The organism is Variovorax sp. 22077 (assembly GCF_052044195.1).
GTDB lineage: Bacteria > Pseudomonadota > Gammaproteobacteria > Burkholderiales > Burkholderiaceae_C > Variovorax > Variovorax atrisoli.
Genome location: NZ_JBQEQC010000016.1, coordinates 137,702 through 163,051, shown reverse-complemented (window position 1 = coordinate 163,051; position 25,350 = coordinate 137,702). Strand labels below are relative to the sequence as shown.

The following is a 25,350-nucleotide window of genomic DNA, read 5'->3' as shown; positions in this document are numbered from 1 at the left end:
CGGCCTGAAGCTCTCGGGCGGCGAGAAGCAGCGCGTGGCCATCGCGCGCACGCTGTTGAAGAACCCGCCGATCGTGATCTTCGACGAGGCCACCTCGGCGCTCGACTCGGCCAACGAGCGCGCCATCCAGTCGGAGCTCAAGAGCGCTGCGCAGGACAAGACCACGCTGGTCATCGCCCACCGGCTGTCGACTGTGGTCGATGCGCACGAGATCCTGGTGCTCGAAAGCGGCGTGATCGTCGAGCGCGGCACGCATGCGCAGCTGCTCGCCAAGCAGGGCCGCTACGCGCAGATGTGGGCTCTGCAGAAGAGCGAAGCGGTGCCGCTGCTCTAGGTTCGCCCCCCGGGGGCTTCGCGCACGTCGTGTAGCTTCTCCCACCGCGGGCCGGGGGCAACACCGACGGTCCGGCAAAGCCGGTTGCGTGGTGTTCCACTCAGGGATTCACGCGATTTTTTGACATCGAATAGGAGTTCAGACGTGTCGAACAAGATCCCCCTGCTGGTGCTCAACAGCCTCTCGAGCGCCCACCAGGCCCAGATCGCCGAGGTCTACGACGTGACCTACGCCTTCGGCCCCGAGCAGCGCGCGGCCGCCATCGCCGAGCACGGCAAGAAGTTCCGCGCGGTGCTGACCATCGGCGTGATCGGCATCACGCCCGAGGAAATCGACGCGATGCCCGCGCTGGAGCTGATCTGCTGCCTGGGTGCGGGCTACGAAGGCGTGCCGCTCGAGGTGACGCGCGCACGCGGCATCGCCACCGCCAACGGCGCCGGCACCAATGACGATTGCGTGGCCGACCACGCCTTCGGCCTTCTGATCGGCATCGTGCGCGAGTTCCGCAAGCTCGACCGGCTGTGCCGCGAAGGTGTGTGGCGCGAGGCCATTCCGCAGCCGCCGAACGTGTCGGGCAAGAAGCTGGGCATCCTGGGGATGGGCACCATCGGGCAGAAGATCGCGAAGCGCGCGGCCGCCTTCGACATGGAAGTGGGCTATCACAACCGCAAGCCGAAGGAGGGCGCCGCGCAGCGCTACTTCGACGACCTGAAGTCGCTGGCCGCATGGGCCGACTTCCTCGTGCTAGCGGCTCCGGGCGGTCCGGCGACGAAGCACCTGGTCAATGCCGAAGTGCTCGATGCACTGGGGCCGCAGGGCTACCTGGTGAGCATCGGCCGCGGCAGTGTGGTCGACACCGAGGCGCTGGCCGCGGCGCTGCGCGAGAACCGCATCGCCGGCGCAGGCCTCGACGTGTACGAGAGCGAGCCGAAGCGGCCCGAGCAGCTGATCGGCCTCGACAACGTGCTGCTCACGCCGCACATGGCGGGCTGGTCGCCCGAGGCGACGCAGAAGTCGGTGGACCACTTCCTCGCGAATGCCGAAGGGCACTTCGCGGGGCGCGGCGTCGTCACGCCGATCTGAGGTTCCTGCTCCTTCCTCCGCTGGAGGAAGGTCGGGATGGGGCAGGCAGGGCGCCCGCAATGAGCGCCGCTTGCCCCCGCCCCAGCCCTCCCCCAGAGGGGGAGAGAGAAAAGATATCGAACCGGATGCGTTTCTCCTTCCCCTTTTGGGGGAAGGTTGGATGGGGGCAGGCAGAGCGTCCGATGGATACGCCGCTTGCCCCCACCCCAGCCCTCCCCCGGAAGGGGAGGGAGCAAATACCTCGAGCCGGATCGCATTGCTCCTTCCCCCTCTGGGGGAAGGTTGGGATGGGGGCAGGCAGAGCGCCCGATGGATACGCCGCTTGCCCCCACCCCGGCCCTTCCCCAGCGGGGGAGGGACTCAGGCGAATACCGGCGGGCGGCGCGCCGACCAGCCGCATGCCTGGTCGTACGCATGTCCCAGCCGCAGCACGTCGAGATCCGAGTGGATCGGCCCCGCCAGCTGCAGTCCCATCGGCAGCCCGCCTTCGCCGAAGCCCGCGCGCACGTTCAGGGTCGGCAGGCCCGCCAGCGTGAAGGGCGTGACGATCTCCATCCAGCGGTGGTAGGTGTCGCTCTTCACATCGCCCACCCCGGCCGGCCAGTGCAGCTCGGCGTCGAAGGGAAAGACCTGTGCCGTCGGCGCCAGCACGAAGTCGAAGCGCTCGAAGAGCTTGAGGAAGGCGCGGTACACGTTCGATCGATAGACGGAGGCCTGGTAGAGCGAGGCCGCGTCGAGATGGCGGCTCTGCTCGATCTCCCATTGCGCCTCGGGCTTGAGCTGCGCGAACAGCTTCGGGTCGCTCAGGTAGGCGCCCAGCTTGCCGCCCACCAGCAGCTGCCGCAGGCGCAGCCAGGCGCTCCAGTTGTGCTCGCGCGGCACGTCGAGGGTGCAGGGCTCGACCTCGCAGCCGATGTCGCGGAAGGTGCCGAGCGCCTTCTCGCCCAGCTCGCGGATGCCGGGCTCCAGCGGCAGGTCGGGCCAGATGCTGCCGAGCCAGCCGATGCGCAGGCCCTTGCCGTCGCCCTCCAGCCGAAGTTCGTCGGGCGAGGGCAGGGCGTGCGGTGACGACAGCGGCACCCGTGCGTCGAAGCCCGCCTGCACGGCCAGCAGCCGCGCCGCGTCTTCCACCGTGCGCGCCATCGGGCCTTCGCAGCCCAGCTGCTGGAAGAACAGTTCCTCGTCGGGGTTGCCCGGCACGCGCCCGCGCGAGGGCCGCATGCCGATCACGTTGTTGAAGGCCGCCGGGTTGCGCAGCGATCCCATCATGTCGCTGCCGTCCGCGACCGGCAGCATGCCCAGGGCCAGCGCCACCGCCGCGCCGCCGCTGCTGCCGCCCGCGCTGCGGTCGGGCGCGTAGGCGTTGCGGGTGATGCCGAACACGGTGTTGTAGGTGTGGGAGCCGAGGCCGAATTCGGGCGTGTTGGTCTTGCCGATGACGACGGCGCCCGACGCCCTGGCGCGCGCCACGTGCAGGCTGTCGCTGCGGGCCGGCGAGCGCGGCGACAGCGGCGAACCCATGGAAGTCGGCAGGCCGGCGGCATGGCTCAGGTCCTTCACTGCCAGCGGAAAGCCATGCATCCAGCCGCGCCGTTCGCCACGGGCCAGCTCGGCGTCGCGCTCGTCGGCCTCTGCCAGCGACTGCGCCGGATCGCGCAGCGACACGACGGCGTTGAAGCGCGGGTTCAGCGCCTCGATGCGGGCCAGCGACGCCTGCATCAGCTCCCGGCAGGACAGCTCGCGCGCGGCGATGCGGCGGGAGAGTTCGGTGGCGCTGAGGTCGAGCAGGTCGGTCGAGGACATGGCTGATGAGGGAAAAGGAGGGGGCGCCCAGTATGGCGCGGCGCTCGCATAATCGCCGCGTATGGAAACAAAGTGGCTCGAAGACTTCATCAGCCTTGCGGAAACGCGCAGCTTCAGCCGCTCGGCCCAGTTGAGGCACGTGACGCAGCCGGCGTTCTCCCGCCGCATCCAGGCGCTCGAAGGCTGGGCCGGCACCGACCTGGTGGACCGCAGCTCGTACCCGACCCGGCTCACGCCCGCGGGCCAGACGCTCTACAGCCAGGCCATCGAGATGCTGCAGTCGCTGCAGAGCACCCGCGCCATGCTGCGCGGCCACTCGGCCGCGGGGCAGGACGTGATCGAGATCGCGGTGCCGCACACGCTGGCCTTCACCTTCTTTCCCTCGTGGGTGACCAGCCTCAGGGAGCACTTCGGGCCCATCAAGAGCCGCCTGATCGCGCTCAACGTGCATGACGCCGTGCTGCGGCTCGTCGAAGGCAGCTGCGACCTGCTGATCGCCTACCACCACCCCTCGCAGCCGCTGCAGCTCGACGCCAACAAGTACGAGATGGTCAGCCTCGGCCAGGAAACCGTCGCCCCCTGGGTCAAGGCCGACTCCGAGGGCGCGCCCCGCTACCGCCTGCCGGGCCGGCCCGGCCAGCCGCTGCCCTACCTGGGCTATGCACCGGGCGCCTACCTGGGCCGTGTGGTCGACCAGCTGCTGAAGGAATCGGGCACCGCCATCCATCTCGACCGCGTGTACGAGACCGACATGGCCGAGGGCCTGAAGGTCATGGCGCTCGAAGGGCACGGCATCGCCTTCCTGCCGCAGAGTGCGGTGCGCAAGGAGATCAAGGCCCGCAAGCTCGTGAGCGCGCTGCCGCCCGAGATCGACAGCCTCGAGGCGACCATGGAGATCCGCGCGTACCGCGAGCGCCCGGGCACGCCGGCCCCGGTCAAGGCCGGCGCCGGCCGGGCGGCGCTGAAGGCGGCCGACACCCTTCAGCCCAAGCGCACCGCCGATGCGCTCTGGTCGTACCTCGTCGGCACCCAGCCGCAGCGCTGACGGCATGGCGGCTCGATCGGAATTTGTGCATCGCACAATCTATAAATGCCGCGCATAGGCCCTCCCGCAAAAGGCATTGGCGCACCGAATCCGGCGCCACTACAGTCGCGGCTGCTTTTCGCTGTCACGATCCCAACCCACGGCACGCGCCCTACGCGTGCTTTTTTTTAAGCCGAGGAACCGCAGATGAGCTCCAACTTCAGGACGGAACACGACTTCCTCGGCGAGAAGCAGATCCCCGCCATCGCCTACTGGGGCGTGCACACGGCGCGCGCGGTCGAGAACTTCCCCATCTCCGGCACCCGCATCTCGGCCATGCCCGACCTGGTGCGCGCGCTGGCCTACGTGAAGAAGGCCGCCACCCGCGCCAACGCCGACCTCGGCGCCATCGACCGCGACCGCGCCGCGGCCATCATCCTGGCCTGCGACGACATCGTCGAGGGCAAGCTGCTCGACGAGTTCGTGGTCGACGTGATCCAGGGCGGCGCCGGCACCTCGACCAACATGAACGCCAACGAGGTCATCTGCAACCTCGCGCTGGAAAAGCTGGGCCACGAGAAGGCGCGCTACGACGTGCTCCATCCCAATGACCACGTCAACGCCTCGCAGAGCACCAACGACGTGTACCCCACTGCGGTGCGCCTGGCACTGTGGTTCGCCATCGGCCGGCTGCTCGAATCGATGGCTTCGCTGCGCCGCGCGTTCGAGGCCAAGGCGCTGGAGTTCAAGGACATCCTCAAGATCGGCCGCACCCAGTTGCAGGACGCGGTGCCCATGACGCTGGGCCAGGAGTTCCTGACCTACGCGATCATGATCGAGGAGGACGAGGCCCGCCTGCGCGAGGCCCGCGCGCTCATCGAGGAAATCAACCTCGGCGCCACCGCCATCGGCACCGGCATCAACGCGCCGCACGGCTATGCCAACCTGGCGTGCCAATACCTGGCCGAACAGACCGGCGTGCCGCTGAAGCAGGCCGCCAACCTGGTCGAGGCCACGCAGGACACGGGCGCCTTCGTACAGCTGTCGGGCGTGCTCAAGCGCGTGGCGACCAAGCTCAGCAAGACCTGCAACGACCTGCGCCTGCTGTCCAGCGGCCCGCAGGCCGGCTTCGGCGAGATCCGGCTGCCGGCGCGGCAGGCGGGCTCGTCGATCATGCCGGGCAAGGTCAACCCGGTGATCCCGGAAGTCATGAACCAGGTGGCCTTCGAGGTCATCGGCAACGACATCACCGTGACCCTGGCCTCCGAAGCGGGCCAGCTGCAGCTCAACGCCTTCGAGCCGATCATGGGCTGGAGCCTGTTCAAGAGCATCCAGCACCTCAGCCGCGCCTGCACCACGCTGCAGCACAACTGCGTCGAGGGCATCGAGGCGAACCGCGAATTCCTGGCGAAGCGGGTGCGCGAGTCGGTTACGCTGGTCACGGCGCTGAATCCGCTCATCGGCTACGAGAAGGCCGCGCTCATCGCCAAGACCGCGCTCGCCACCGGCGGGCCGATCGACCTCGTGGCCGAATCGCTGGGCATCATGACGCGCGCCGAGATGGATGCGCTGCTGGTGCCGGAGAACCTGACACAGCCTGTAAGATTGGCCGCACCCGTTTCCCCCGCGGCCGTGCCGACAGGCACGGAGGCTGCTAATCCTCCTCCATCGGCGTCATGACGGGACCCATGCACCAGACGAGCGCCCACCCCTGCACGGAACTGCACAGTTCAGTATGCCGTGCACCGGGGTGGTTACCAATGCGCACAACAACAGTGTGTGTCTAGAATTTCGCTGTGTTTCTTTCTGTCTAATTCCCAAGGAGTCTTCTGATGAAAAAGCAATTGCTCGCGCTGGCAGTGACGGCGTTCGTGGCAACCGGCGCGTTCGCGCAGGCCACCGATACCCTCGCCAAGATCAAGGAGCGCGGCGCAGTCAACCTGGGCGTGCGTGACTCTTCTGGCTTGGCCTACACCCTGGGCGGCGGCAAATACGTCGGCTTCCACACCGAAATGGCCGAGAACATCATCAAGGACCTGAGCAAGGACCTCGGCAAGCCCCTGACCATCAACTACCAGGTGATCACCTCGCAGAACCGCGTGCCGCTGGTCCAGAACGGCACCATCGACTTCGAGTGCGGCTCCACCACCAACAATACCGCCCGCCAGAAGGACGTCGACTTCGCCTACACCACCTACGTGGAAGAAGTGCGCATCCTCACCAAGGCCAATTCGGGCATCAACGGCATCGCCGACCTGAAGGGCAAGGTCGTGGCCACCACCACCGGCACCACCTCGGTCCAGACGCTGCGCAAGAACAAGCGCGCCGAAGGCGTCGAGTTCAAGGAAGTCATGGGCAAGGACCACGCCGACAGCTTCCTGCTGCTCGAGTCGGGCCGCGCCGATGCCTTCGTGATGGACGGTTCCATCCTGGCCGCCAACGCCGCCAAGTCGAAGAACCCCAAGGACTTCAAGATCGTCGGCGAAGTGCTGTCGGTCGAGCCCATCGCCTGCATGCTGCCCAAGGGCGACGCCAAGCTGAAGAAGGCCGTCGACGACAGCATCGTGCGCCAGATCAAGGACGGCTCGCTGGCCAAGCTGTACGACAAGTGGTTCACCCAGCCGATCCCGCCGAACAACGTCAACCTGAACATGCCGGTGTCGGAAGGTACCAAGGCCGCCTGGGCCAACCCGAACGACAAGCCCATGGAAGCCTACGCCCCCAAGTAAAGCGGCGTCAGACCTGAAAAGCCAAGCCCGCGCGGCACCCTGCCGACGCGGGCTTTTCGATGCAATGGGCGCGGGCCCTTACCCGCGAAGGAGGATGGATGCTGAACCTGGACATGTCGGTCTTTTGCCAGGACACGCTCACCAATGAAGTGGTCGCAAGCTGCTTCGCGCGCGGATCGGATCAGACCTATCTGCAATGGATGTTGACTGCATGGGGCTGGACCGTGAGCGTGGCGCTGACGGCCCTGTTCCTGGCGCTGGTCGTGGGCTCGATCATCGGCACGTTGCGCACGCTGCCCGACAGCCCCTGGCTTGTCCGGCTCGGCAACGCGTGGGTGGAACTCTTCCGCAACGTCCCCTTGTTGGTCCAGGTGTTCATCTGGTACTTCGTGCTGCCCAAGATGATCCCGCCGATGCGCGATCTGCCGCCTTTCGTGCTGGTGGTCTGCGCGCTGGGCTTCTTCACGTCGGCACGTATCGCCGAGCAATTGCGCTCGGGCATTCAGGCTCTGCCGCGCGGCCAGCGCTACGCAGGCATGGCCGTGGGCTTCACGACGCCGCAGTACTACCGCTTCGTGCTGTTGCCCATGGCGTATCGGATCATCATGCCGCCGCTGACCAGCGAGTCGATGAACATCTTCAAGAACTCGTCGGTGGCCTTCGCGGTGTCGATTCCCGAACTCACTCAGTTCTACCTGCAGGCCGGTGAAGAAACCTCGGCCCAGATCCCGATCTACATCGGCGTGATCGCTCTCTACGTCATCAGCGCCATGCTGATCAACCGCATCATGACTTTCATCGAGCGCAAGGTGCGCGTGCCGGGCTTCGTTGCCGCCGGTGGCACGGGAGGCCACTGACATGATGAATCTCGATTTTTCCTTCTACAACTGGAGCCTGATCAGCAACTATGTGCTGAAGGGCTTCTACTTCAGCGTCATCCTGACGGTCGTGGCCACGCTGGGCGGCATCTTCTTCGGCACCCTGCTGGCGCTCATGCGTCTGTCGGGCAAGAAGTGGCTGGACTTTCCCGCCGCGGCCTATGTGAACGGCATGCGTTCCGTGCCGCTCGTGATGGTGATCCTGGGCTTCTTCCTGCTGGTGCCCTTCGTGATCGGCCGTCCGATCGGGGCGGAAACCTCGGCCGTCATCACCTTCATCTGCTTCGAGGCGGCCTACTTCTCCGAGATCATGCGCGCCGGCATCCAGTCGATCCCGCGCGGGCAGGTGTTCGCCGGCATGGCGGTCGGCATGACCTACAGCCAGAACATGAAGCTGGTCATCCTGCCCCAGGCCTTCCGAAACATGCTGCCGGTGCTGCTCACGCAGACCATCATCCTGTTCCAGGACACCTCGCTGGTCTACGCCATCGGCGCCTACGACCTGCTCAAGGGCTTCGAGACCGCGGGCAAAAACTTCGGCCGGCCGGAAGAGGCCTACCTGCTGGCCGCCGTCGTGTACTTCGTCATGTGCTACGCCCTTTCCTGGCTGGTGAAGCGCCTGCACAAGAAAATCGCGATCATCAGATGACCCCCGGTCTTCGCGCACTTCGTGTCGCTTCGCCAACCCCCTTCCAGGGGGCAGCGCCGGTGGCCCGGCAAAGCCGGTTCCACGGCGTTTCCCCGACTGCACTCGGTGCGATGAACCTGCTCACAGGAGTTTGAAAATGTCCGAAAAAATGATCGAAATCAAGAACGTATCGAAGTGGTACGGCCCGGTGCAGGTGCTCAACGACTGCTCCGTCAGCATCGCCAAGGGCGACGTGGTGGTGGTGTGCGGCCCGTCGGGCTCCGGCAAGTCCACGCTCATCAAGACCGTGAACGCGCTCGAGCCCTTCCAGAAGGGCGAGATCACCGTCAACGGCATCCCGCTGCACGACCCCAAGACCAACCTGCCCAAGCTGCGCTCCAAGGTCGGCATGGTGTTCCAGCACTTCGAGCTGTTCCCGCACCTGTCCGTCACCGAGAACCTCACCATCGCCCAGATCAAGGTGCTCGGCCGCTCGCCCGACGAATCCAAGACCCGCGGCCTGAAGATGCTCGACCGCGTGGGCCTGATGGCGCACAAGGACAAGTTCCCCGGCCAGCTCTCCGGCGGCCAGCAGCAGCGCGTGGCCATCGCCCGCGCACTGTCGATGGACCCCATCGTCATGCTGTTCGACGAACCCACCTCGGCGCTCGACCCAGAGATGGTCGGCGAAGTGCTCGACGTGATGGTGAACCTGGCCAAGGAAGGCATGACCATGATGGTGGTCACGCACGAAATGGGCTTCGCCCGCAAGGTCGCCAGCCGCGTGATCTTCATCGACGTGGGCGGCCGCATCCTGGAAGACTGCTCGAAGGACGAGTTCTTCGGCCACCCCGAAAACCGCCAGCCGCGCACCAAGGACTTCCTCAACAAGATCCTGCAGCACTGATCGGCTGCTGCAAGGCCAGGAAGCCAAAGGCCGCGCTGTCCTCCGGGCAGCGCGGCCTTTTTGCTTGGAACCAGGCCATGTCGCGTGGCCGCGGGTTTTCCCTGATCTTGGCGCCTGTCGATTTTCATCAGGCTCATCCGACGTGCTATCGAGGGTCGTCCTCGATTTTCTTCAGGAGCAATCAATCATGGCTACCAACACCGTCCGCCTGCACCGTGTCCTTCGCACCTCGCCCGACAAGGTCTACCGCGCGTTCGTCCAGCCCGGCGCCTTCGAGCGCTGGCTGCCGCCCTTCGGGTTCGTCGGCAAGGTCCACGCGATGGAGCCGGTGGTGGGCGGCTCATGGCGCATGTCCTTCACCAACTTCGGCACCGGCAACGGCCATTCGTTCGGCGGCAAGTACCTCGAGCTCGTTCCCGGCAAGCGCATCGCCTACGACGCGGCCTTCGACGACCCGAACCTTCCGGGCACGATGAAGACGACCGTGGTCCTGACCGAGGTGTCCTGCGGCACCGACGTCTCGATCGTGCAGGAGGGCATTCCCGAGATGATCCCGACGGAGATGTGCTACCTGGGTTGGCAGGAGTCGCTGGTCTCGCTGGCTCAACTGGTGGAGCCGAACATTCCGGGCTGACAGCGCTTTTCGCTGGATCGAGCGAGTGCCGGCTTATTGCGGCACCTCGCTCCCCACCAAGCCGGTATACGCGGCCAGCGTCGGCAGAACGCTCACAACAAGCAGGAGCGTTTCATAGGTTGCCAGCCCCAGCCAAAACCTGAAGGGCTCCTGCTGTCTGTAAACCCTGTTCCGGGCGCCCAGGATCCCTGTTTTCACCACTGAGTAGGGATACCAAAAAGGCAGTACGAGCCAGCAGAGCAATGAGAGAGAGTAGAGAAGCGGCGACCAGAAGCCCGGTCCGACGGCCTTGGCGATGAGTGGCAGCGCGAGGCCACTCATCAGCATGCCTGCTGAAATCCAGTTGAAGAAGGTAGATCGATCCGTCGTGTTCGAGGTGGGCATCGCGCGATGGTAGCTACCGCATCTGTCGTCTTGCACCGATGCACCTCGCGCTCCCGGCTCAAGGCAACCGCGAAATCCTCTGCGTCAGCAGATCGAAGAACCCCTGCGCATCGCCTTCCGCGATCCAGTTCACGTTGGCCGGCTTCTTCAGCCCGCCGTACCAGTCGACCACCGTCTGCCCGAAGCCAAGGCCTTCGCGGCTGTCGACTTCCACGTTCACCTTGCGGCCTCTGAAGAGCGAGGGCTGCAGCAGGTAGGCGATCACGGTGGCGTCGTGCACCGGGCCGCCGGGCAGGCCGTAGTACTGCATGTCGTGCTGCACGTAGGCGTCGAGGATGTCGGCCACGGTCCTGCCGGCCTGGTTGCCCAGGCCGCGCAGTTTTGCTATGCGCTCGGGGCTCGTGAGCACCTTGTGCGTCAGGTCCAGCGGCAGCATGGTGATGGGCACGCCGCTCTTGAGCACGATCTCGGCCGCGTGCGGATCGGCGAACACGTTGAACTCCGCCGTGGGCGTGATGTTGCCGCCGTTGAAGTGCGCGCCGCCCATGAGCACCAGCTCGCGCAGGCCGCGCGTGATGTCGGGGGCCTGGGTGAGTGCGAGCGCGAGGTTGGTCTCGGGGCCGAGCATCGCGAGCGTCACGCTCTTCTCGGGCGCGGCGCGCAACGTGCGGATCAGGTAGTCGACCGCGTTGCCGTCGGCTAGCGGCTGGCTGGGCTCATGCACCTTCACGCCGGTGATGCCTTCGCTGCCGTGGATGTCGGCCGCGTAGATCGGCGTGCGCAGCAGCGGGCGGGGTGCGCCGGCGTAGATGGCGATGTCGGGCCGCTTCGCCCACTCGCGCGCCAGGCGTGCGTTGCGCGAGGTCTTTGCAAGCGGCACGTTGCCGGCCACGGTGGTGAGCGCCTGGATCTTCAGCTGCTCGGGCGACGCCATGGCGAAGAGCAGCGCGATCACATCGTCGGCGCCGGGGTCGGTGTCGATGATGAGCGTGTGCGTCGTGGCCGCCGCCGCAGTGGCAGTGCTGGCGTCGGCGGCATGGGCCTTCGTGGCGATGAGGCTGGCGGTCAAGAGGGCGGCAAGTCCGAGAAGAAGAATCGGGAAGATCGTCGCCGCGAGGCGCGATGGCAATGACGACGGCGTTGCCGCTGCAGCAGCCCTGGAATGCATGAAAGAACCTCCTTGCAGGCGCTGAGGAACAGTGCGCCTTTCAAGTCAGTCTGCCAGAGCAACACCTGCCGCGGACACCTGATCGCGCCCGCATTTTCGACTGCCGCGCGAGCACCCGCAACGGCGCGTAGACCAAGGCTTTAGAGCCCGCGCGCAACCGAAACGGAAAGTGCGCAAAGCACGCGACGAGGTTTCATCCGCGGCGCCCCGAAGCCGCGCACCGCCTGTTGCGAAAACGCCGCTCGATCAGCCCCCGACAGCGCCCGATGGCCGCAGCCGCCGCGCGAAGAAGGCCAGTATCTCGTCGCGCGCAGCCACCGTGGGCTGCCCCGCCTCGTCGATCAGGTGCGCCGTCACCACGCTGTGCGGGCTCGCCACCACCTGCGCGAAGAAGGGCGGCGTCTGGGTGTTGGCCGCGCTGTCGGGCAGCACGCGCGCCACGAAGCGGTGGCCCAGCGCCTGCTGGAAGGCCGCGAAGCGCTGCGCCCTGCAGTGCCTGTCGCCCTCGAAGCGGTAGGCCATCACGTTCAGGTCCTCGCGCTCCAGCCGCTCGCGCACCGCGGCCAGCTCTTCGGGCGCCATGTTCATCGCCTCCGGCTTGTCCATCGGCAGCGAGGGCTGGCACATCACCGGCGCGAGCATCGCGGGCTCCAGCATCATCGAGAGCGCGAAGTTGCCCGTGAAGCACATGCCGATCGCGCCGACCCCGGGCCCGCCGCACTCCGCGTGCGCGAGCCGCGCCAGCGCGCGCAGCCATTGCGTGACCGGGCTCGACTCGTTGGCCGCGAAGGCGCGGAACTCGGCGCTCACGCAGGCGCGCTTGAACACCGCGATGCCTTCCTCCGCACCGGGCACGGCGCCGTCGCGGCCGAAGAGCGACGGCATGTAGACGGTGAAGCCCGCGTCGCGCACCCAGCGTGCGAAGCGCGCCACGTGCGGGCTGATGCCGGGCATCTCGGTCATCACGATCACGGCCGGGCCCCGGCCCATGACGTAGACCTTCTTCTCGATGCCGTCCAGCGTGATCTGGCGCGCGGTGAAGTCGTCGAGCGGGTCGTCTTCGGTCAAGGGGCGTTGGTGCTGTTGTGCCATGGGTGTCTCCTTCGATGTTCAGTTGGCCTGTGCCGCATCGACCAGATGCTGCAGATGCGCGTAACCCGCGCTGCGTGCGAAGTCGGGCAGGTGCCAGACCTTGCCGCCCACGCCCCATGCGCCATCGGGCACCTCGTTCATCACCACGGATGTGGCGAGTCTGCGGCGGTCGTCTGCCGGCAGGGCTTCCTCGAATGCCGCGTGAACGCGCGAGACGAAGAGCGCACGCGATGCGTCATCGAGCACGCCGGCCGGCAGGTATGCGAGCACGGTGCAGGGCAGCAGCCTGGCCCTCACGTCCGCACCGCCGCAGGTCCAGGCGCCGGGGTCGGCTTCCTCGACCAACACCCAGCACATGGCTCGTGCACGGGGCTCATCGGGCATCTGTTCGGCTGCAGCAGCCGCTTCGTTGATCTTGCGAACCAGCACGGCGCGGGTCTCACCGGGAAACGAGCCATGGGGAATCTTCACGAGGATGGTGGGCATGAGGCTGCGGCCTGGGAGCTTCGAAGCTTGTATTGGACGTTCGGCGCCGACAGAATGGCGGTGTCCAATTCGACTCCTTTGAGGCTTTATCAGCCAATCTTCCAGATGCATGACTTCACCGTGCTCGTGCTGCCCGGCGCCTTCAACTCCAGCGTTGCGGTCACCATGGACGTCCTCGGCGCAGCTGAAGCGATGGCCGCCCGCGCAGGCGTCGCGCCGCCTCGCTGGCGGCTGTGCTCGGTGCATGGCGGACCGGTGCAGCTGCGCGCCGGCATGAGCCTCGACACCACGCGCCTGCCCGTGCGCCCGCGCGACGATCGCTCCACCTGGGTGGTGCCGGGGCTCGGCCTCAACACCCCCGGCGAGATCCGCCGATGCCTCGAAAGCGACGACGCAGCCAAGGCTATCGCCGCCCTCGCACGCCACGCCAAGGCAGGCGGGCAGGTCGCCGCCTCGTGCTCGGCCGTGTTCCTGCTCAACGCCGCCGGCCTGCTGCAAGGCCGGCGCGCGACAGTCTCATGGTGGTACGCCCCGCTGCTCGCACGCATGGCGCCCGGCTGCACCGTCGATGCCGATCGCATGGTGTGCTCCGACGGCCCCGTCGTCACCGCAGGCGCCGCCTTCGCGCAGACCGACCTGATGCTGCACCTGCTGCGCGAGCGCTGCGGCAGCGCGCTCACCGATCTTGTCTCGCGCATGCTGCTGATCGACGGCCGCCAGGCGCAGGCGCCGTTCATCGCGGCGGAGGTGCTGGCCAGCGGCAACGACCTGGTGGCGCGGCTCGCGGCGCGGGTCGAATCGGCATTGCCAGAAGCCCCGGCGGTGAGCGAGCTGGCGCGCGAGTTCTGCATGTCGGAGCGCACGCTGTCGCGGCACATCCACAAGGCCACCGGCAAGAGCACGCAGGCGCTGGTGCAGAGCGTGAGGCTGCGGCGCGCCCGCGCACTGCTCGAATCCAGCCGCATGACGGTCGAGCAGGTGGCGGGGGCGGTGGGGTATCAAGACGCCACGGCATTGCGGCGCCTGATGAAGAAGGTGGCCGGAGCAAACCCCAGCCGCTACCGCGCCTGAGCAGGCGCGGCAGCTGTCGCCCTTACTTCTTGCGTGCAGCGATCGCCTGCTCGGCCTTCGCCACCAGATCGGCGCCGATGGTCGACTTCCACTTGTCGTACACCGGCCGCGTCGCCTTAACGAACTCGGCGCGCTCGGCCGGCGTGAGGCTGGTCACGGTCACGCCCATGCCGGCGATGTCCTTGAGCACCGGCTTGTCGGCCTCCACCAGGCCCTTGCGCGCGATGGCGATCTCTTCCTTGCCCGCGTCGATGGCGGCCTGGCGCACGATGGCCTGGTCGGCCGGCGTCCACGAGGCCCAGATTTCCTTGTTGACCACGAACACCAGCGGGTCGGCCACGTAGCCCCAGGTGGTCACGAACTTCTGGCCCACCGTCTGCATCTTGAGCACCGTGAACAGGAAGAGCGGGTTCTCCTGGCCGTCGACGGCGCCGCTGGCCAGCGCGGGCTGCGCGTCGGCCCAGCTCATCTGCGTGGGGTTGGCGCCCAGCGCGGTGAACATGTCGGAGTAGATGGGCGAGCCCACCACGCGGATCTTCATGCCCTTGATGTCGGCCGGCGACTTGATCGGCTTCTTCGAGTTGGTGATCTCGCGGAAGCCGTTCTCGCCCCACGCGAGCGGCACCACGCCGGCCTTGTCGAGCGTCTTGAACATCTCCTTGCCGACCTCGCCTTGGGTGAGCGCGTCGATGGCCGCGTAGTCGGGCATCAGGAAGGGCATGGAGAACAGGTTGAGCTGCTTGACCTGCGGCGACCAGTTGATGGTCGAGCCCACGGCCATGTCGATCACGCCCTGGCGCAGCGCGCTGAACTCGCGCGTCTGGTCGCCCTGGATGAGCGACACGCCCGGGTACAGCTTGATGTTGATGCGGCCTTGGGTGCGCTCCTTCACCAGGTCGGCCCAGATCTTCCCGGCCTGGCCCCACGGCGTGGGCGGGCCCAGCACCAGCGACATCTTGTACTCGGGCTTGTAGGCGGCCTGCGCCATGGCGCCGGACGAGAACATGCCAAGGGCGGTGGCAACGGCGGCAAGGCCGAGCAGGGTGCGGCGGAATTTCATGATCAAGGCTCTCCTAATAATGGTTCTGCGACGGGACGGACGAAAGAATGAATCAGTAGCCGAGCTTGCGCGGCAGCCAGAGCGCCAGTTCGGGGAAGATGATGACCAGCACCATCACCACGAACATCGAGAACAGCATCCAGCCCACCCAGCGCACGGTTTCTTCCATGCGCACCTTCGCGATGCGGCACGACACCATGAGGTTGACCGCCAGCGGCGGCGTGAACTGGCCCAGCGCCACCTTCAGCGTGAGGATCACGCCGAACCACACCGGGTCCCACTTGTAGTACTGCACGATGGGCAGCAGCAGCGGCACGAAGATCAGGAAGATCGACACGCCGTCGAGGAACATGCCCACGGTGATGAGCAGCAAGATCAGCAGCGCCAGGATGCCGTACTCGCCCAGCCCCGAGTTCACGATGGCGCGCGTGACCGGGTCGATCACGCCCAGCGTCGAGAGCGAATACGCGAAGATGCCCGCCAGCGAAACCACCAGCAGAATCACCGCCGAGAGCTCGCCCGACTCGCGCAAGATCACGAACAGGTCGCGCACCTTGATGGTCCGGTGGATGCACATGCCCACGAAGAGGCCGTAGAACACCGCCACCACCGCCGCCTCAGTGGGCGTGAACCAGCCCGCGCGCATGCCGCCCAAGATGAGCACCGGCGCCGCCAGCCCCCAGGTCGCTTCGCGAAAGCTCTTCCAGAAAGGCGGGCGCGGCAGCGTGGCTTCGAGCGCGCCCATCTTGTGCTTGCGGGCGAGCCACACGGCCGGAATCATCAGCGCCAGGCCGGCCATCACGCCGGGCACCATGCCGGCGGCGAACAGCGCGGGCACCGAGGCGCCGGGCACCAGCACCGAGTAGACGATGAAGGCGACCGAAGGCGGAATCAGAATGTCGGTGGCCGCCGCCGCACCCACCACGCTGGCCGAGTAGGCCGCGGGGTAGCCCGCGCGCGACATGGCCGCGATCATCACCGCGCCCACCGCGGCCGCATTGGCCGGGCCCGAGCCCGAGATGCCGCCGAGGAACATCGCGACCGCAATCGCCACCAGCGGCAGCATGCCGGGGCCACGCCCCACGATGGCAATGGCAAAGTTGACAAGGCGCAACGCCACGCCCGAGCGGTCGAAGATGGAGCCGACCAGCACGAACATCGGAATGGCCAGCAGCGGATATTTGCCCAGGCCCGCATAGAAGTTCTGCGGCACGGCCAGCAGGCCGAACCACTGGGCGTCGCTGTTGGCCAGCGCGATGCAGGCGGCGCCCGCCAGGCCCAGCGCAGCGCCGATGGGCACGCCCACCAGCATCATCACGACGAAGGCGACGAAGAGCAGGGTGGCGATCACGATGCGTCGCCCTTGCCGTTGTTGTTGTCGTCAGCTTCGCCGTGCGTCGTCTCGCGTCCGCGGCGGATCATGAGGCCTATGGCCCGCAGCGCGATGGCGAAGGACACGATGGGCAGCCAGATCGAATACCACCACGAGGGCAGACCGATGCCGGGCGTCGTCTCCTCGAAGCGGTAGTCGTCCCACACCATGCGGATGCTGAGCGCGCCGATGAGCGTGAAGAGCACGGCGATCATCAGCGCGCCGAACTGCGCCAGCCGCTTGCGCCGCGCCATCGAGCCGCTTTCGGAGAAGTACTCGATGCGGATGTGCCGGTCGCGCGCCACGGCGGCCGAGCCGGCCACCAGCGCCAGCATGATCATGAGGAACACCGAGAACTCTTCCGTCCAGGCGAAGGAAGAATCGGTGAAGTAGCGGACGATGACGTTGGCAAAAGTGATGAGCGCCAGCGCGCCCATGATGATGACCGTGAGCCAGTCCTCGATGGCAAGGGGAACCTTGGTCGGTTCGTCTGCGGCTTCGATGTCGGGGGGAATGGGGCTGGCGGCGTCCAGCGTGGGGCCGGACTCGGTTGGAGTTGTCATCGCAGGATGGTCAGTGAGGCACGCACGAACGCCATGTCACCGGGCGGACGCCGGGACGCGTTCCGTACACCTCGACAGGGAAACTGTTACCGATGCTAGGGGGTCCATGACCATTCATGTATCGGGGGTTTCCTTAGCCGACGGGGCTTCTGGGGCGCTTTCGGGGCGTGTGCACAGGGCGGCTGTGAGGTTGGCGGGTTGACCCCTACGGCGGATTGCAGGTGGACGTGCGGGCGCGCGCCGATGGGCTTCCGCGAAAGACAGGCGCTGGGCAGGCAGAACTCCGAAAGGCCGGCGTCGGCCACCGTCGACATTGGCATGATTGCGCTCGATGCTTGCTTCAGGCTGAAGTGAGTCATTCGTTGACATTGGACTGGACAACGGCGACCACCAATGATGGTCATTAAGAACCTCTGGCAGCAATCACTAAAGCGGTTCCGCGGCAAGTACTCTTGCTCTGCGGGGCTGCGGGGCTGCGGGGCTGCGGGGCTGCGGAGTGCGTAGTGCGTAGCGTCTGCACAGCGCGGGTTACAGTAAGCGGCAAAGCCTTTGGAGGGTCTATGGCTACCTACCGTGTCGCAGAGGTTTGCCCGAATGGGCATGTGTCCACCAGCTCAGCCGACACATCGCCGGAGTTGCGCGAGAAGTTCTGCTCCTCATGCGGTGAGCCGACGATGATGCAGTGTCCATCTTGCCAAGCTGCCATCCGGGGGGACTACTACGTCGAAGGCGTGTTTAGTTTGAGTGAGTACACCCCACCCGCGCACTGTCACAACTGCGGGAGCGCGTTCCCATGGACGGCTCGCAAGGTTGAGAGCGCTGTCGAACTGGTTGAGGTCGGAGGTGGCTTGACCGACTCCGAACTTGTGCAGTTGCGTACCGACCTGACTGAGTTGACGAAGGACAGCCCAAAGACGCAAGTCTCGTCCCTGCGTTTCAAGACGGCGATGGCGAAGGTCGGGAGCACTGTTGCCCAGGGTGTGCGCGACATCGTTGTTGACGTGTTGAGCGAAGCAGCCAAGAAGGCCATCTGGGGCGGTTAAGAGTAGGAGCGACGAGATGGCCGACGCATTTCACTATCCACCGGAACTACTTGAGCTGCTGGTTGAGGCAATTCCCAGGCTTAGCCGGGCTAAGAAGGGTGTTGTGCTATTCCTGCGCGGCGCTGGCGTAGCCGACGAGGATCTATCCGAGGTCGAACGTACTTTGGCGACAAATCCCAATTTGATCAACAAGTTCGAGATCGTTCGCAAGGTACTCACGAAGGTCAATGTTCGTGGCGACAGCGGGCTGCGCCCTCGACGGGAAATCATCAAGCGCGTGGTGGAGTTCGAGAACTTCGAGACCTGTTGGCCGGAAGATCAGTTGAAAGCCAAGGGGCTGGTCGCCAGCGTGCGCGAAGCCGTCAATGCCAAGGACTCGTTCACGCGCATGAAGCAGGAACGAGATGCCGAGCGTGAAGCTACGATGTCCCGACAGCGCGCAGATCAGACAGCGGCAGCGGAGAAGCGCGTCAAGATTGAGCGGGTGGACATGCGGCTCTCGGCCTTGTTCGGCATGGACGACAGGCCTCAGGAGCGTGGCAAGCTGCTTGAAGGAGTTCTAAATGATCTCTTTCGAGCCTACGGTATCTTGGTCCGCGAGGACTTCCGTCGAAGGGACCCCGACACGTCGGTTGTGCTTGAACAGATTGACGGAGTCATCGAAATCGATGGCTCAGTGCACTTGGTTGAGATGAAGTGGCTTAACGCGCCAGTTGGCACAGGAGAATTCTTTCCGCATCTCGGCCGCCTCTTCCTCCGAGCAAATGCTCAAGGCATCTTCATTTCGTCTGCCGGCTTTACCGAACCTGTGGTCAAGGAATGTGCAGCTGCGCTGACTCAAAAGACGATGGTCCTCTGTTCCTTGCAAGAGATCGTCATGCTGTTACAGCGACGGGACGATCTCCTCTCGTTCTTGAAGAAGAAGTCGCAGGCGGCAATCGTTGACAAGAACCCGTATCTGCAAATCCTCGCGTGACCGAGTTAGCTTCGTATGCACCCCCGCGCCGGGAGGCATGAAAGTGAAAACCATGCAAAAAATGACAACCCTTCTGGGTCTCGCCGCATTGAGCGGAATGGCTCTGGCAGAGCCGCCACCGTTCAAGCAGTTCACTACAGAGTTGAATGCAAGTCTGGGTTGCAAGTATTCCAAGATGACGCCTGCGGACGAGTTCGACGGTCAACTCTATGGTTGTATTGCGGGCAAGGCTGAAACTGCTAAGGTCTTTGTGAATGAGAACAAGAAGACGGGTAAGACTCTCAATATGAAGCTGATATGGAATGACTGGTTCAAGGAAATGGGCTACGGCATTCACCCTGATAAAGCCGATGCGACCCGCTTTATCAATGTGCTGAGCCAGCGTCTTTCACCCACTCACACAGCTCAAATGCTGAAAGTATTCGAAGGAAAAGCTCCCGCCACGTTCTCTACTGAAGCTTGGACCATAAGCTACACCTATGAGCGTGGGCCAGCGATTGATGAACGAAAGTTTGTCTTTACGCCAAAGTGAAAATTTTGGCAGTTTTTCCGAGAAACTCATGACCCCTGAGCACGCAAAAAAACTCAAGAAAAACTGCCTTGCGCTAGGGGCTCATGACGGCGTACTCAACAGATGGTCAGGCAACGCGGAACAACTGCATGTTGCTTCGTGCCGATCTGCACCGCCTGCTTGACGCCGGCTTACTCGGCTTCGATTTGGGAGGGAAGGTCTTACTGAACAAAGAGGTGGCAGCCCACTATCCAGACTTACACGACAAGAAGCTTGATGACAACGTGTTCGAGTTTGTCGGTAAAGCTCTTGCTGCGTGCCGCGTTTTCTAGGAAATGAGGCGGAGGACTTATGTGCAATGCGTGGAATCACCCGCCTGGCTGCCCCTGCGGTTGGGGCGGCGGTTGGCAAGGGCCTTCAGGTCCCGCTGCCGTGAGCGCCATGTGGCCGGCGAGGGTCACGAACTTCGTCAATCCATTTGCGAGTTGCCCCGTATGTGGCGCTGCAGTCTTTTACTTCGAGTCGCGCGAAGGCGGGCGAGTGTTCTTCGATTCGCTCGGCCCGCCGTGGCCCAAGCACCCCTGCACTGACACGAGCCGATTTGGTTCGGTCCTGCCAGCGCCCTCGGCTGTTCCGATAAATCCGGCTGCCTACGGCTGGCATACAGAGGGTTGGCGCCCCCTCATCGTCAAGTTTGTTTTCGACTACACGCCGACGCTGCTGCGGGTTGACGGCGCCATTGAAAGCCGCGAGCTTGAGCTTTTTGTAAGGAAGTCCCACCTTCCTGCAGTACATAGTAGACGCGACTATTTGGCGCGCGCAGCTATCCAATCGCGAGCTGCGAGCATGGGTGACTATGTACTCTCGATTCTTGGATCAGATATGCGCCCACTTACCACGATTGGGTATAGCTCCTCTCTTGACGCAGAGGAACCGCGAACGGCACCGGGGCTAGTGCTCCAAGCCAAGGGGCGCAGGGTTAGAAAGAAAACCTAGGCCTACGCCACAAACCTCGATCGGGCCGAAATCCCTCAATCACAAAGACTTCAGCCGTCGCACCCCAAAGGACTTGTTCCCCAGGCGGGCCGCGAACACCGCAGCCCGCAGTTCAGCCCCTACCCGCCAGCCTCAGGCTCTCTGCATCTCGCCTTCTCACTCATCTGAAACAACTCCCCCGCCTTGCGAGCCATCTCAGCCGCAAGCCAAAGTAGATTGTTCAATTGCCGAGGCCCATCCCCACTGCACCAGTCGATCTCTTCCCCGTGGCAGACCCACAGTAGAGCTTCGAGTTGAGAGAGGGTGTTTTCAAGAAGATCCGCCGGGTCTTGGGCGTTGTCTTCGGAAGCTACCGGCGTAGTTGGCCGGGCTATAGTCTTGGTAGCCATTTTTGTGCTTTCCTTCCAAGGTTGGTGCACGAACTTGGTTAGACGGCCGGGGTGTTACGAGCACCCTGGCCGTCGCCTTTTGGTACCTCGCATTTGCATCAGTGCTTTCGCACCGACAACCTGCCGCGAGGCAAGCAGCCTTCAAACATCTAGCTAGTGGATTGGGTGTGCGGGCCTTTCTGCTCTCCTTGGCGGGGCATCGAGTGACAGGGGCATTCACTCTAGAGAAGAAGCCGGCGACGTAGCTGCTGCTACAGCACGAAGTCGCGGAGACTGCCAACTAATGCAGCTTCCGCAGCGCGCTGTGCAAAGACCCCATGAGACCGCGCTGTGCCAGTCAGCAGCGGCGCTCAACGCTCAGGCCGATGGGGTGCCTTGCGCAGCGAAATAAAGGGGGAGGCCGAAGGCCGGGGGACATTCGCGGAGCAAGGTACCCCGTCGGCCTGAGCGCCCCCGGATGCGAGTGAGCGGAGGGCTTCAGTCCATCCAGCCCCGAGCCCGGTCCAGGTGCTCACGGCACTCGCGCACCATGCGTTCCAGCAGTTCCGCGCAAGTCGGAATGTCGTCGATCAGCCCGATGCACTGGCCGGCCGAGACCACGCCGTTGTGCACCTCGCCCGACTCCAGCGCCGCACGTCCGCGCGCACCGGCCACCAGCGGGCGCACGTCCTCGAACTCGCAGCCGCCCGGCCGGTTCTCGGTGGCCACTACTTCTTCGGAGATGGCGTTGCGGAACACGCGCGCCGTGTTGTGCAGGGTGCGGAACATCAGCTTGGTGTCGCGCTCGGTCGCCTCCACCAGCGCCTGCTTGATGTTGTCGTGGATCGGCGCTTCCCTGGTCACGCAGAAGCGCGTGCCCATGTTGATGCCTTCTGCGCCCAGTGCCAGCGCTGCCGCCATGCCGCGCCCGTCGGCGATGCCGCCCGACGCGATGATCGGAATGCGCAGCTTGCGCGCCGCCACCGGCAGCAGCACCAGGCCGGGCACGTCGTCCTCGCCCGGATGGCCCGCGCACTCGAAGCCGTCCACCGACACCGCATCAACGCCGTTGCGCTCCGCCGAGAGCGCATGGCGCACCGAGGTGCACTTGTGGACGATCTTCACGCCGTGCTCCTTCAGCGCCGCGATGAAGTCCTTCGGGCTGTTGCCCGCGGTCTCGACAATCTTCACTCCGCTGTCGATGATGGCCTGCACGTACTCCGCATAGGGCGGCGGCTTCACGGCCGGCAGGATCGTCAGGTTCACGCCGAAGGGCTTGTCGGTCATCGTGCGCGTGCGCTCGATCTCGCGGCGCAGGTCGTCGGGCGTGGGCTGCGTGAGCGCGGTGACGATGCCGAGGCCCCCGGCGTTCGACACGGCCGACGCCAGCTCGGCGCGGCCCACCCATTGCATGCCGCCCTGGATGATCGGGTAGCGGATGCCCAGCAGTTCGGTGATGCGGGTCTTCATCGTCGCGGCCTCTCGCTTACAGCGCCTTCACCAGTTCCGGCACGGCCGTGAACAGGTCGGCCACGAGGCCGTAGTCGGCCACCGAGAAGATCGGCGCTTCTTCGTCCTTGTTGATCGCCACGATCACCTTGGAGTCCTTCATGCCGGCCAAGTGCTGGATGGCACCCGAGATGCCTGCTGCGATGTACAGCTGGGGCGCGACGATCTTGCCCGTCTGGCCCACCTGCCAGTCGTTCGGGGCGTAGCCCGCGTCGACGGCTGCACGGCTGGCGCCGAGGCCGGCGTTGAGCTTGTCGGCCAGAGGTGCCATCACCTCGGTGAACTTCTCTGCGCTGCCCAGGGCACGGCCGCCAGAAACGATGATCTTGGCTGCCGTCAGCTCAGGGCGCTCGCTCTTGGTGACTTCACGGCCCACGAAGCTGCTCTTGCCGCTGTCTGCGACGCCTGCAGCCGATTCGACGGCTGCGCTGCCACCGGTGGCTGCTGCCGCGTCGAAACCTGTCGTACGAACCGTGATCACCTTGGTCGCATCGCTGCTCTGCACGGTGGCAATCGCATTGCCCGCGTAGATCGGACGCTCGAAGGTGTCGGCGCTCACCACGGCCGTGATGTCGCTGATCTGCGCCACGTCGAGCTTGGCGGCCACGCGCGGAGCGACGTTCTTGCCGTTGGCGGTCGAGGGGAACAGGATGTGGCTGTAGCTGCCGGCGATCGCGAGCACCTGGGCTGCGACGTTCTCGGCGAGGTTCTCGGCCAGGCTCGGGCTGTCGGCTGCGATGACTTTGGAGACGCCAGCGATCTGGGCAGCCGCCTTGGCTGCTTCGGCGGCATTGGCGCCAGCCACCAGCACGTGGACGTCGCCGCCGCAAGCCAGCGCTGCGGTCACGGTGTTGAGGGTGGCCGGCTTGATGCTGGCGTGGTCGTGTTCGGCAATAACAAGTGCGGTCATGTTCAGATCACCTTCGCTTCGTTCTTCAGTTTGTTCACCAGCGTTGCAACATCAGGCACCTTGATGCCGGCACCGCGCTTGGGCGGTTCCGCGACCTTCAGGGTCTTCAGGCGAGGCTTCACATCGACGCCAAGGTCCTCCGGCTTGACCGTGTCCAGCTGCTTCTTCTTGGCCTTCATGATGTTCGGCAGCGTCACATAACGCGGCTCGTTCAGGCGCAGGTCGGTGGTGATGACTGCGGGCAGCGTGAGCGCCACGGTCTCCAGGCCGCCGTCGACTTCACGGGTGACGGTGGCCCTTTTCTCTCCATCTGTGCCGGCGACTTCGACCTTCGAGGCGAAAGTAGCCTGGGGAAGATCTGCCAGCGCAGCCAGCATCTGGCCGGTCTGGTTGGCGTCGTCATCGATGGCCTGCTTGCCGAGGATGATGAGCTGGGGCTGTTCCTTGTCGACCAGCGCCTTCAGCAGCTTGGCGACCGCCAGGGGTTGCAGTTCTTCAGTGGTTTCCACCAGGATGCCGCGGTCGGCGCCGATGGCCATGGCGGTGCGCAGGGTTTCCTGGCTCTTGGCGTCGCCGCACGAGACGGCGATCACTTCAGTGACCACGCCCTTTTCCTTCAGCCGGACCGCTTCTTCAACGGCGATCTCGTCGAAGGGGTTCATGCTCATCTTGACGTTGGCAATGTCCACTCCGGTGCCGTCGCTCTTCACGCGCACCTTCACGTTGTAATCGACGACCCGTTTGACGGGCACCAGAACCTTCATGGCTGTTCCTTTGAATGAAGAAGAAATGAATGGGCGAGCGCAGGGCTCACTCGAGCTTGGCGCCCGACTGCTTGATGAGGCGCTCCCACACGGGGCGCTCTGCCTTCCATGCGGTGGCGAAGAGTTCGGGCGAGCTTTCCTTGATCTCGAAGCCCATGGCCGCGATGCGCTCGCGCACGTCGGGCTGCTGCGTGGCCTTGCGCACTTCCTCGGCGATGCGGTCCACGATGGGCTTGGGCGTCTTCGCGGGCGCCGCGATGGCGAGCCAGCCGGTCACGCGGTAGGCCTCGTCCTTCAGGCCCTGCTCGGCCAGCGTGGGCACATTGGGCAGCGTGCTCATGCGGCGCTCGCCGCTCACGCCGATGGCGCGGATCTTTCCGGAGTCGATATGCGGCTTGGCCACCAGCGCGCTCGCATACGCCATCTGGATCTGGCCGCCGATCAGGTCCTGCATCATCGGCGCCTCGCCCTTGTAGGCGACGTGGCTCATGTCCGACTGCGTCGCCAGGCTCATGTGCGCGCCGGCCAGGTGCGGGTAGGCGCCGATGCCGTAGGAGCCGTAGGCCACCTTGCCCTTGTTGGCGACGACGTACTTCAGCAGCTCGGGGCCGGTCTTGGCCGGCACGCTGGGGTGCACCACCAGCACCAGCGGCGCCGCCGCGATCTGGTAGACCAGCGTGAGGTCGCGCGCGGTGTCGTAGGGCAGCTTCTCGTAGAGGAACTCGTTGGTCATGAGCGAGTTGCTCAGGCCCAGCACGATGGTGTAGCCGTCGGGCGCCGACTTGGCGACCGCGTCGGTGCCGATGATGCCGGCCGCGCCGGGCTTGTTGTCGATGATGACGGGCTGGCCCATGCCGGCCGACATCTTCTGGCCGATCACGCGTGCGAGCACGTCGGTGGCGCCGCCCGCGGCGAAGGGCACGACCATGCGGATGGGCTTGCTGGGGTAGGGGGCCTGCGCCTGCGCCTGAGCGGGGAGCAGCGCGCACAGCGTGGCGGCGGAAGCGGCGGCGCACAGCAGGGCGCGGCGGTTCGGAAGGCGGAAGGTCGTCATGGC

At 65.2% G+C, this 25,350-nt stretch carries 26 protein-coding genes; 14 read left to right on the top strand and 12 right to left on the bottom strand.

The features are described 5' to 3' along the window. Both ACTJLF_RS22615 and ACTJLF_RS22610 read left to right on the top strand, forming a co-directional pair. Positions 1–334 (top strand): ATP-binding cassette domain-containing protein (locus tag ACTJLF_RS22615; protein ID WP_440883948.1); only part of this gene is annotated, 334 nt, incomplete at its 5' end. Between the two features lie 144 nt (positions 335–478). After that, on the top strand, positions 479–1,417 hold the full coding sequence (locus ACTJLF_RS22610; RefSeq protein WP_019656903.1) for a 2-hydroxyacid dehydrogenase: 939 nt from the start codon (positions 479–481) through the stop codon (positions 1,415–1,417). Positions 1,418–1,777: 360 nt separating this feature from the next. Here ACTJLF_RS22610 and ACTJLF_RS22605 read toward each other — a convergent pair whose 3' ends face one another. Further along, entirely contained in the window at positions 1,778–3,220 is a 1,443-nt protein-coding gene (locus tag ACTJLF_RS22605) for an amidase (protein ID WP_440883947.1), read from the bottom strand. A gap of 61 nt (positions 3,221–3,281) precedes the next feature. Here ACTJLF_RS22605 and ACTJLF_RS22600 point away from each other — a divergent pair, with 61 nt between their 5' ends. The 7 genes from ACTJLF_RS22600 to ACTJLF_RS22570 all read left to right on the top strand — a co-directional run bounded on the left by ACTJLF_RS22600 (position 3,282) and on the right by ACTJLF_RS22570 (position 10,020). Further along, positions 3,282–4,265 (top strand): LysR substrate-binding domain-containing protein, encoded by a 984-nt coding sequence (locus ACTJLF_RS22600; protein WP_019656905.1) that lies wholly within the window; start codon positions 3,282–3,284, stop codon positions 4,263–4,265. Positions 4,266–4,451: 186 nt separating this feature from the next. Next, a complete protein-coding gene (locus ACTJLF_RS22595) occupies positions 4,452–5,924 on the top strand; it encodes an aspartate ammonia-lyase (protein ID WP_019656906.1) in 1,473 nt (490 codons plus the stop codon). Between the two features lie 152 nt (positions 5,925–6,076). Continuing rightward, positions 6,077–6,973, top strand: a complete 897-nt coding sequence (locus ACTJLF_RS22590) for a transporter substrate-binding domain-containing protein (protein WP_020723262.1) — start codon at positions 6,077–6,079, stop codon at positions 6,971–6,973. Positions 6,974–7,071: 98 nt separating this feature from the next. Further along, entirely contained in the window at positions 7,072–7,830 is a 759-nt protein-coding gene (locus tag ACTJLF_RS22585; protein WP_019656908.1) for an amino acid ABC transporter permease, read from the top strand. Position 7,831: 1 nt separating this feature from the next. Continuing rightward, complete coding sequence (locus tag ACTJLF_RS22580) at positions 7,832–8,500, top strand: amino acid ABC transporter permease (protein WP_026346622.1); 669 nt, start codon at positions 7,832–7,834, stop codon at positions 8,498–8,500. Positions 8,501–8,648: 148 nt separating this feature from the next. Beyond that, entirely contained in the window at positions 8,649–9,386 is a 738-nt protein-coding gene (locus tag ACTJLF_RS22575; RefSeq protein WP_440883949.1) for an amino acid ABC transporter ATP-binding protein, read from the top strand. 187 nt (positions 9,387–9,573) lie between these two features. Then, positions 9,574–10,020 carry an SRPBCC family protein gene (locus ACTJLF_RS22570; protein ID WP_354326556.1) on the top strand — a complete coding sequence of 149 codons (447 nt, stop codon included), beginning with the start codon at positions 9,574–9,576 and terminating at the stop codon, positions 10,018–10,020. A gap of 33 nt (positions 10,021–10,053) precedes the next feature. Here the strand turns inward: ACTJLF_RS22570 and ACTJLF_RS22565 are convergent, their stop codons facing one another. The 4 genes from ACTJLF_RS22565 to ACTJLF_RS22550 all read right to left on the bottom strand — a co-directional run bounded on the left by ACTJLF_RS22565 (position 10,054) and on the right by ACTJLF_RS22550 (position 13,150). Beyond that, positions 10,054–10,404, bottom strand: coding sequence for a hypothetical protein (locus ACTJLF_RS22565; RefSeq protein WP_440883946.1), 351 nt, complete (start codon positions 10,402–10,404; stop codon positions 10,054–10,056). A gap of 58 nt (positions 10,405–10,462) precedes the next feature. Continuing rightward, positions 10,463–11,572: a nucleoside hydrolase gene (locus tag ACTJLF_RS22560; RefSeq protein ID WP_080647900.1), complete on the bottom strand. Its 1,110-nt coding sequence runs from the start codon at positions 11,570–11,572 to the stop codon at positions 10,463–10,465. Positions 11,573–11,818: 246 nt separating this feature from the next. After that, positions 11,819–12,664, bottom strand: coding sequence for a dienelactone hydrolase family protein (locus tag ACTJLF_RS22555; protein WP_440883945.1), 846 nt, complete (start codon positions 12,662–12,664; stop codon positions 11,819–11,821). 18 nt (positions 12,665–12,682) lie between these two features. Beyond that, positions 12,683–13,150 carry a tautomerase family protein gene (locus ACTJLF_RS22550; RefSeq protein WP_440883944.1) on the bottom strand — a complete coding sequence of 156 codons (468 nt, stop codon included), beginning with the start codon at positions 13,148–13,150 and terminating at the stop codon, positions 12,683–12,685. A 105-nt stretch (positions 13,151–13,255) separates the two neighbouring features. Here ACTJLF_RS22550 and ACTJLF_RS22545 point away from each other — a divergent pair, with 105 nt between their 5' ends. Continuing rightward, positions 13,256–14,221, top strand: a complete 966-nt coding sequence (locus tag ACTJLF_RS22545) for a GlxA family transcriptional regulator (RefSeq protein ID WP_440883943.1) — start codon at positions 13,256–13,258, stop codon at positions 14,219–14,221. A 22-nt stretch (positions 14,222–14,243) separates the two neighbouring features. On the opposite strand, the gene ACTJLF_RS22540 is transcribed toward ACTJLF_RS22545, so the two are convergent. The 3 genes from ACTJLF_RS22540 to ACTJLF_RS22530 are packed head-to-tail and all read right to left on the bottom strand — an operon-like array spanning position 14,244 to position 17,216. After that, positions 14,244–15,281, bottom strand: coding sequence for a DctP family TRAP transporter solute-binding subunit (locus ACTJLF_RS22540; RefSeq protein WP_019656917.1), 1,038 nt, complete (start codon positions 15,279–15,281; stop codon positions 14,244–14,246). 52 nt (positions 15,282–15,333) lie between these two features. After that, on the bottom strand, positions 15,334–16,632 hold the full coding sequence (locus tag ACTJLF_RS22535; RefSeq protein WP_093207423.1) for a TRAP transporter large permease: 1,299 nt from the start codon (positions 16,630–16,632) through the stop codon (positions 15,334–15,336). Then, positions 16,629–17,216 carry a TRAP transporter small permease gene (locus ACTJLF_RS22530; RefSeq protein WP_440883942.1) on the bottom strand — a complete coding sequence of 196 codons (588 nt, stop codon included), beginning with the start codon at positions 17,214–17,216 and terminating at the stop codon, positions 16,629–16,631. Before ACTJLF_RS22530 ends, ACTJLF_RS22535 begins: the two co-directional genes overlap by 4 nt. A 560-nt stretch (positions 17,217–17,776) precedes the next feature. On the opposite strand from ACTJLF_RS22530, the gene ACTJLF_RS22525 reads away from it, so the two are divergent. The 4 genes from ACTJLF_RS22525 to ACTJLF_RS22510 all read left to right on the top strand — a co-directional run bounded on the left by ACTJLF_RS22525 (position 17,777) and on the right by ACTJLF_RS22510 (position 20,078). Next, positions 17,777–18,259, top strand: a complete 483-nt coding sequence (locus tag ACTJLF_RS22525; protein WP_440883941.1) for a DUF2321 domain-containing protein — start codon at positions 17,777–17,779, stop codon at positions 18,257–18,259. A 16-nt stretch (positions 18,260–18,275) separates the two neighbouring features. Then, positions 18,276–19,235 carry a restriction endonuclease gene (locus tag ACTJLF_RS22520; RefSeq protein ID WP_440883940.1) on the top strand — a complete coding sequence of 320 codons (960 nt, stop codon included), beginning with the start codon at positions 18,276–18,278 and terminating at the stop codon, positions 19,233–19,235. Positions 19,236–19,272: 37 nt separating this feature from the next. After that, entirely contained in the window at positions 19,273–19,767 is a 495-nt protein-coding gene (locus ACTJLF_RS22515; RefSeq protein WP_440883939.1) for a hypothetical protein, read from the top strand. Between the two features lie 83 nt (positions 19,768–19,850). Continuing rightward, positions 19,851–20,078 (top strand): HNH endonuclease, encoded by a 228-nt coding sequence (locus ACTJLF_RS22510; protein ID WP_440883938.1) that lies wholly within the window; start codon positions 19,851–19,853, stop codon positions 20,076–20,078. Positions 20,079–21,608: 1,530 nt separating this feature from the next. Here ACTJLF_RS22510 and ACTJLF_RS22505 read toward each other — a convergent pair. The 4 genes from ACTJLF_RS22505 to ACTJLF_RS22490 are packed head-to-tail and all read right to left on the bottom strand — an operon-like array spanning position 21,609 to position 25,347. Next, complete coding sequence (locus tag ACTJLF_RS22505; protein ID WP_440883937.1) at positions 21,609–22,580, bottom strand: NAD(P)H-dependent flavin oxidoreductase; 972 nt, start codon at positions 22,578–22,580, stop codon at positions 21,609–21,611. Positions 22,581–22,596: 16 nt separating this feature from the next. Continuing rightward, positions 22,597–23,529, bottom strand: a complete 933-nt coding sequence (locus ACTJLF_RS22500; protein ID WP_019656081.1) for an electron transfer flavoprotein subunit alpha/FixB family protein — start codon at positions 23,527–23,529, stop codon at positions 22,597–22,599. Positions 23,530–23,531: 2 nt separating this feature from the next. Next, positions 23,532–24,293, bottom strand: a complete 762-nt coding sequence (locus ACTJLF_RS22495) for an electron transfer flavoprotein subunit beta/FixA family protein (RefSeq protein ID WP_440883936.1) — start codon at positions 24,291–24,293, stop codon at positions 23,532–23,534. A 46-nt stretch (positions 24,294–24,339) separates the two neighbouring features. Continuing rightward, positions 24,340–25,347, bottom strand: coding sequence for a Bug family tripartite tricarboxylate transporter substrate binding protein (locus tag ACTJLF_RS22490; protein ID WP_126182463.1), 1,008 nt, complete (start codon positions 25,345–25,347; stop codon positions 24,340–24,342). Between the last annotated feature and the right edge of the window lie 3 nt (positions 25,348–25,350).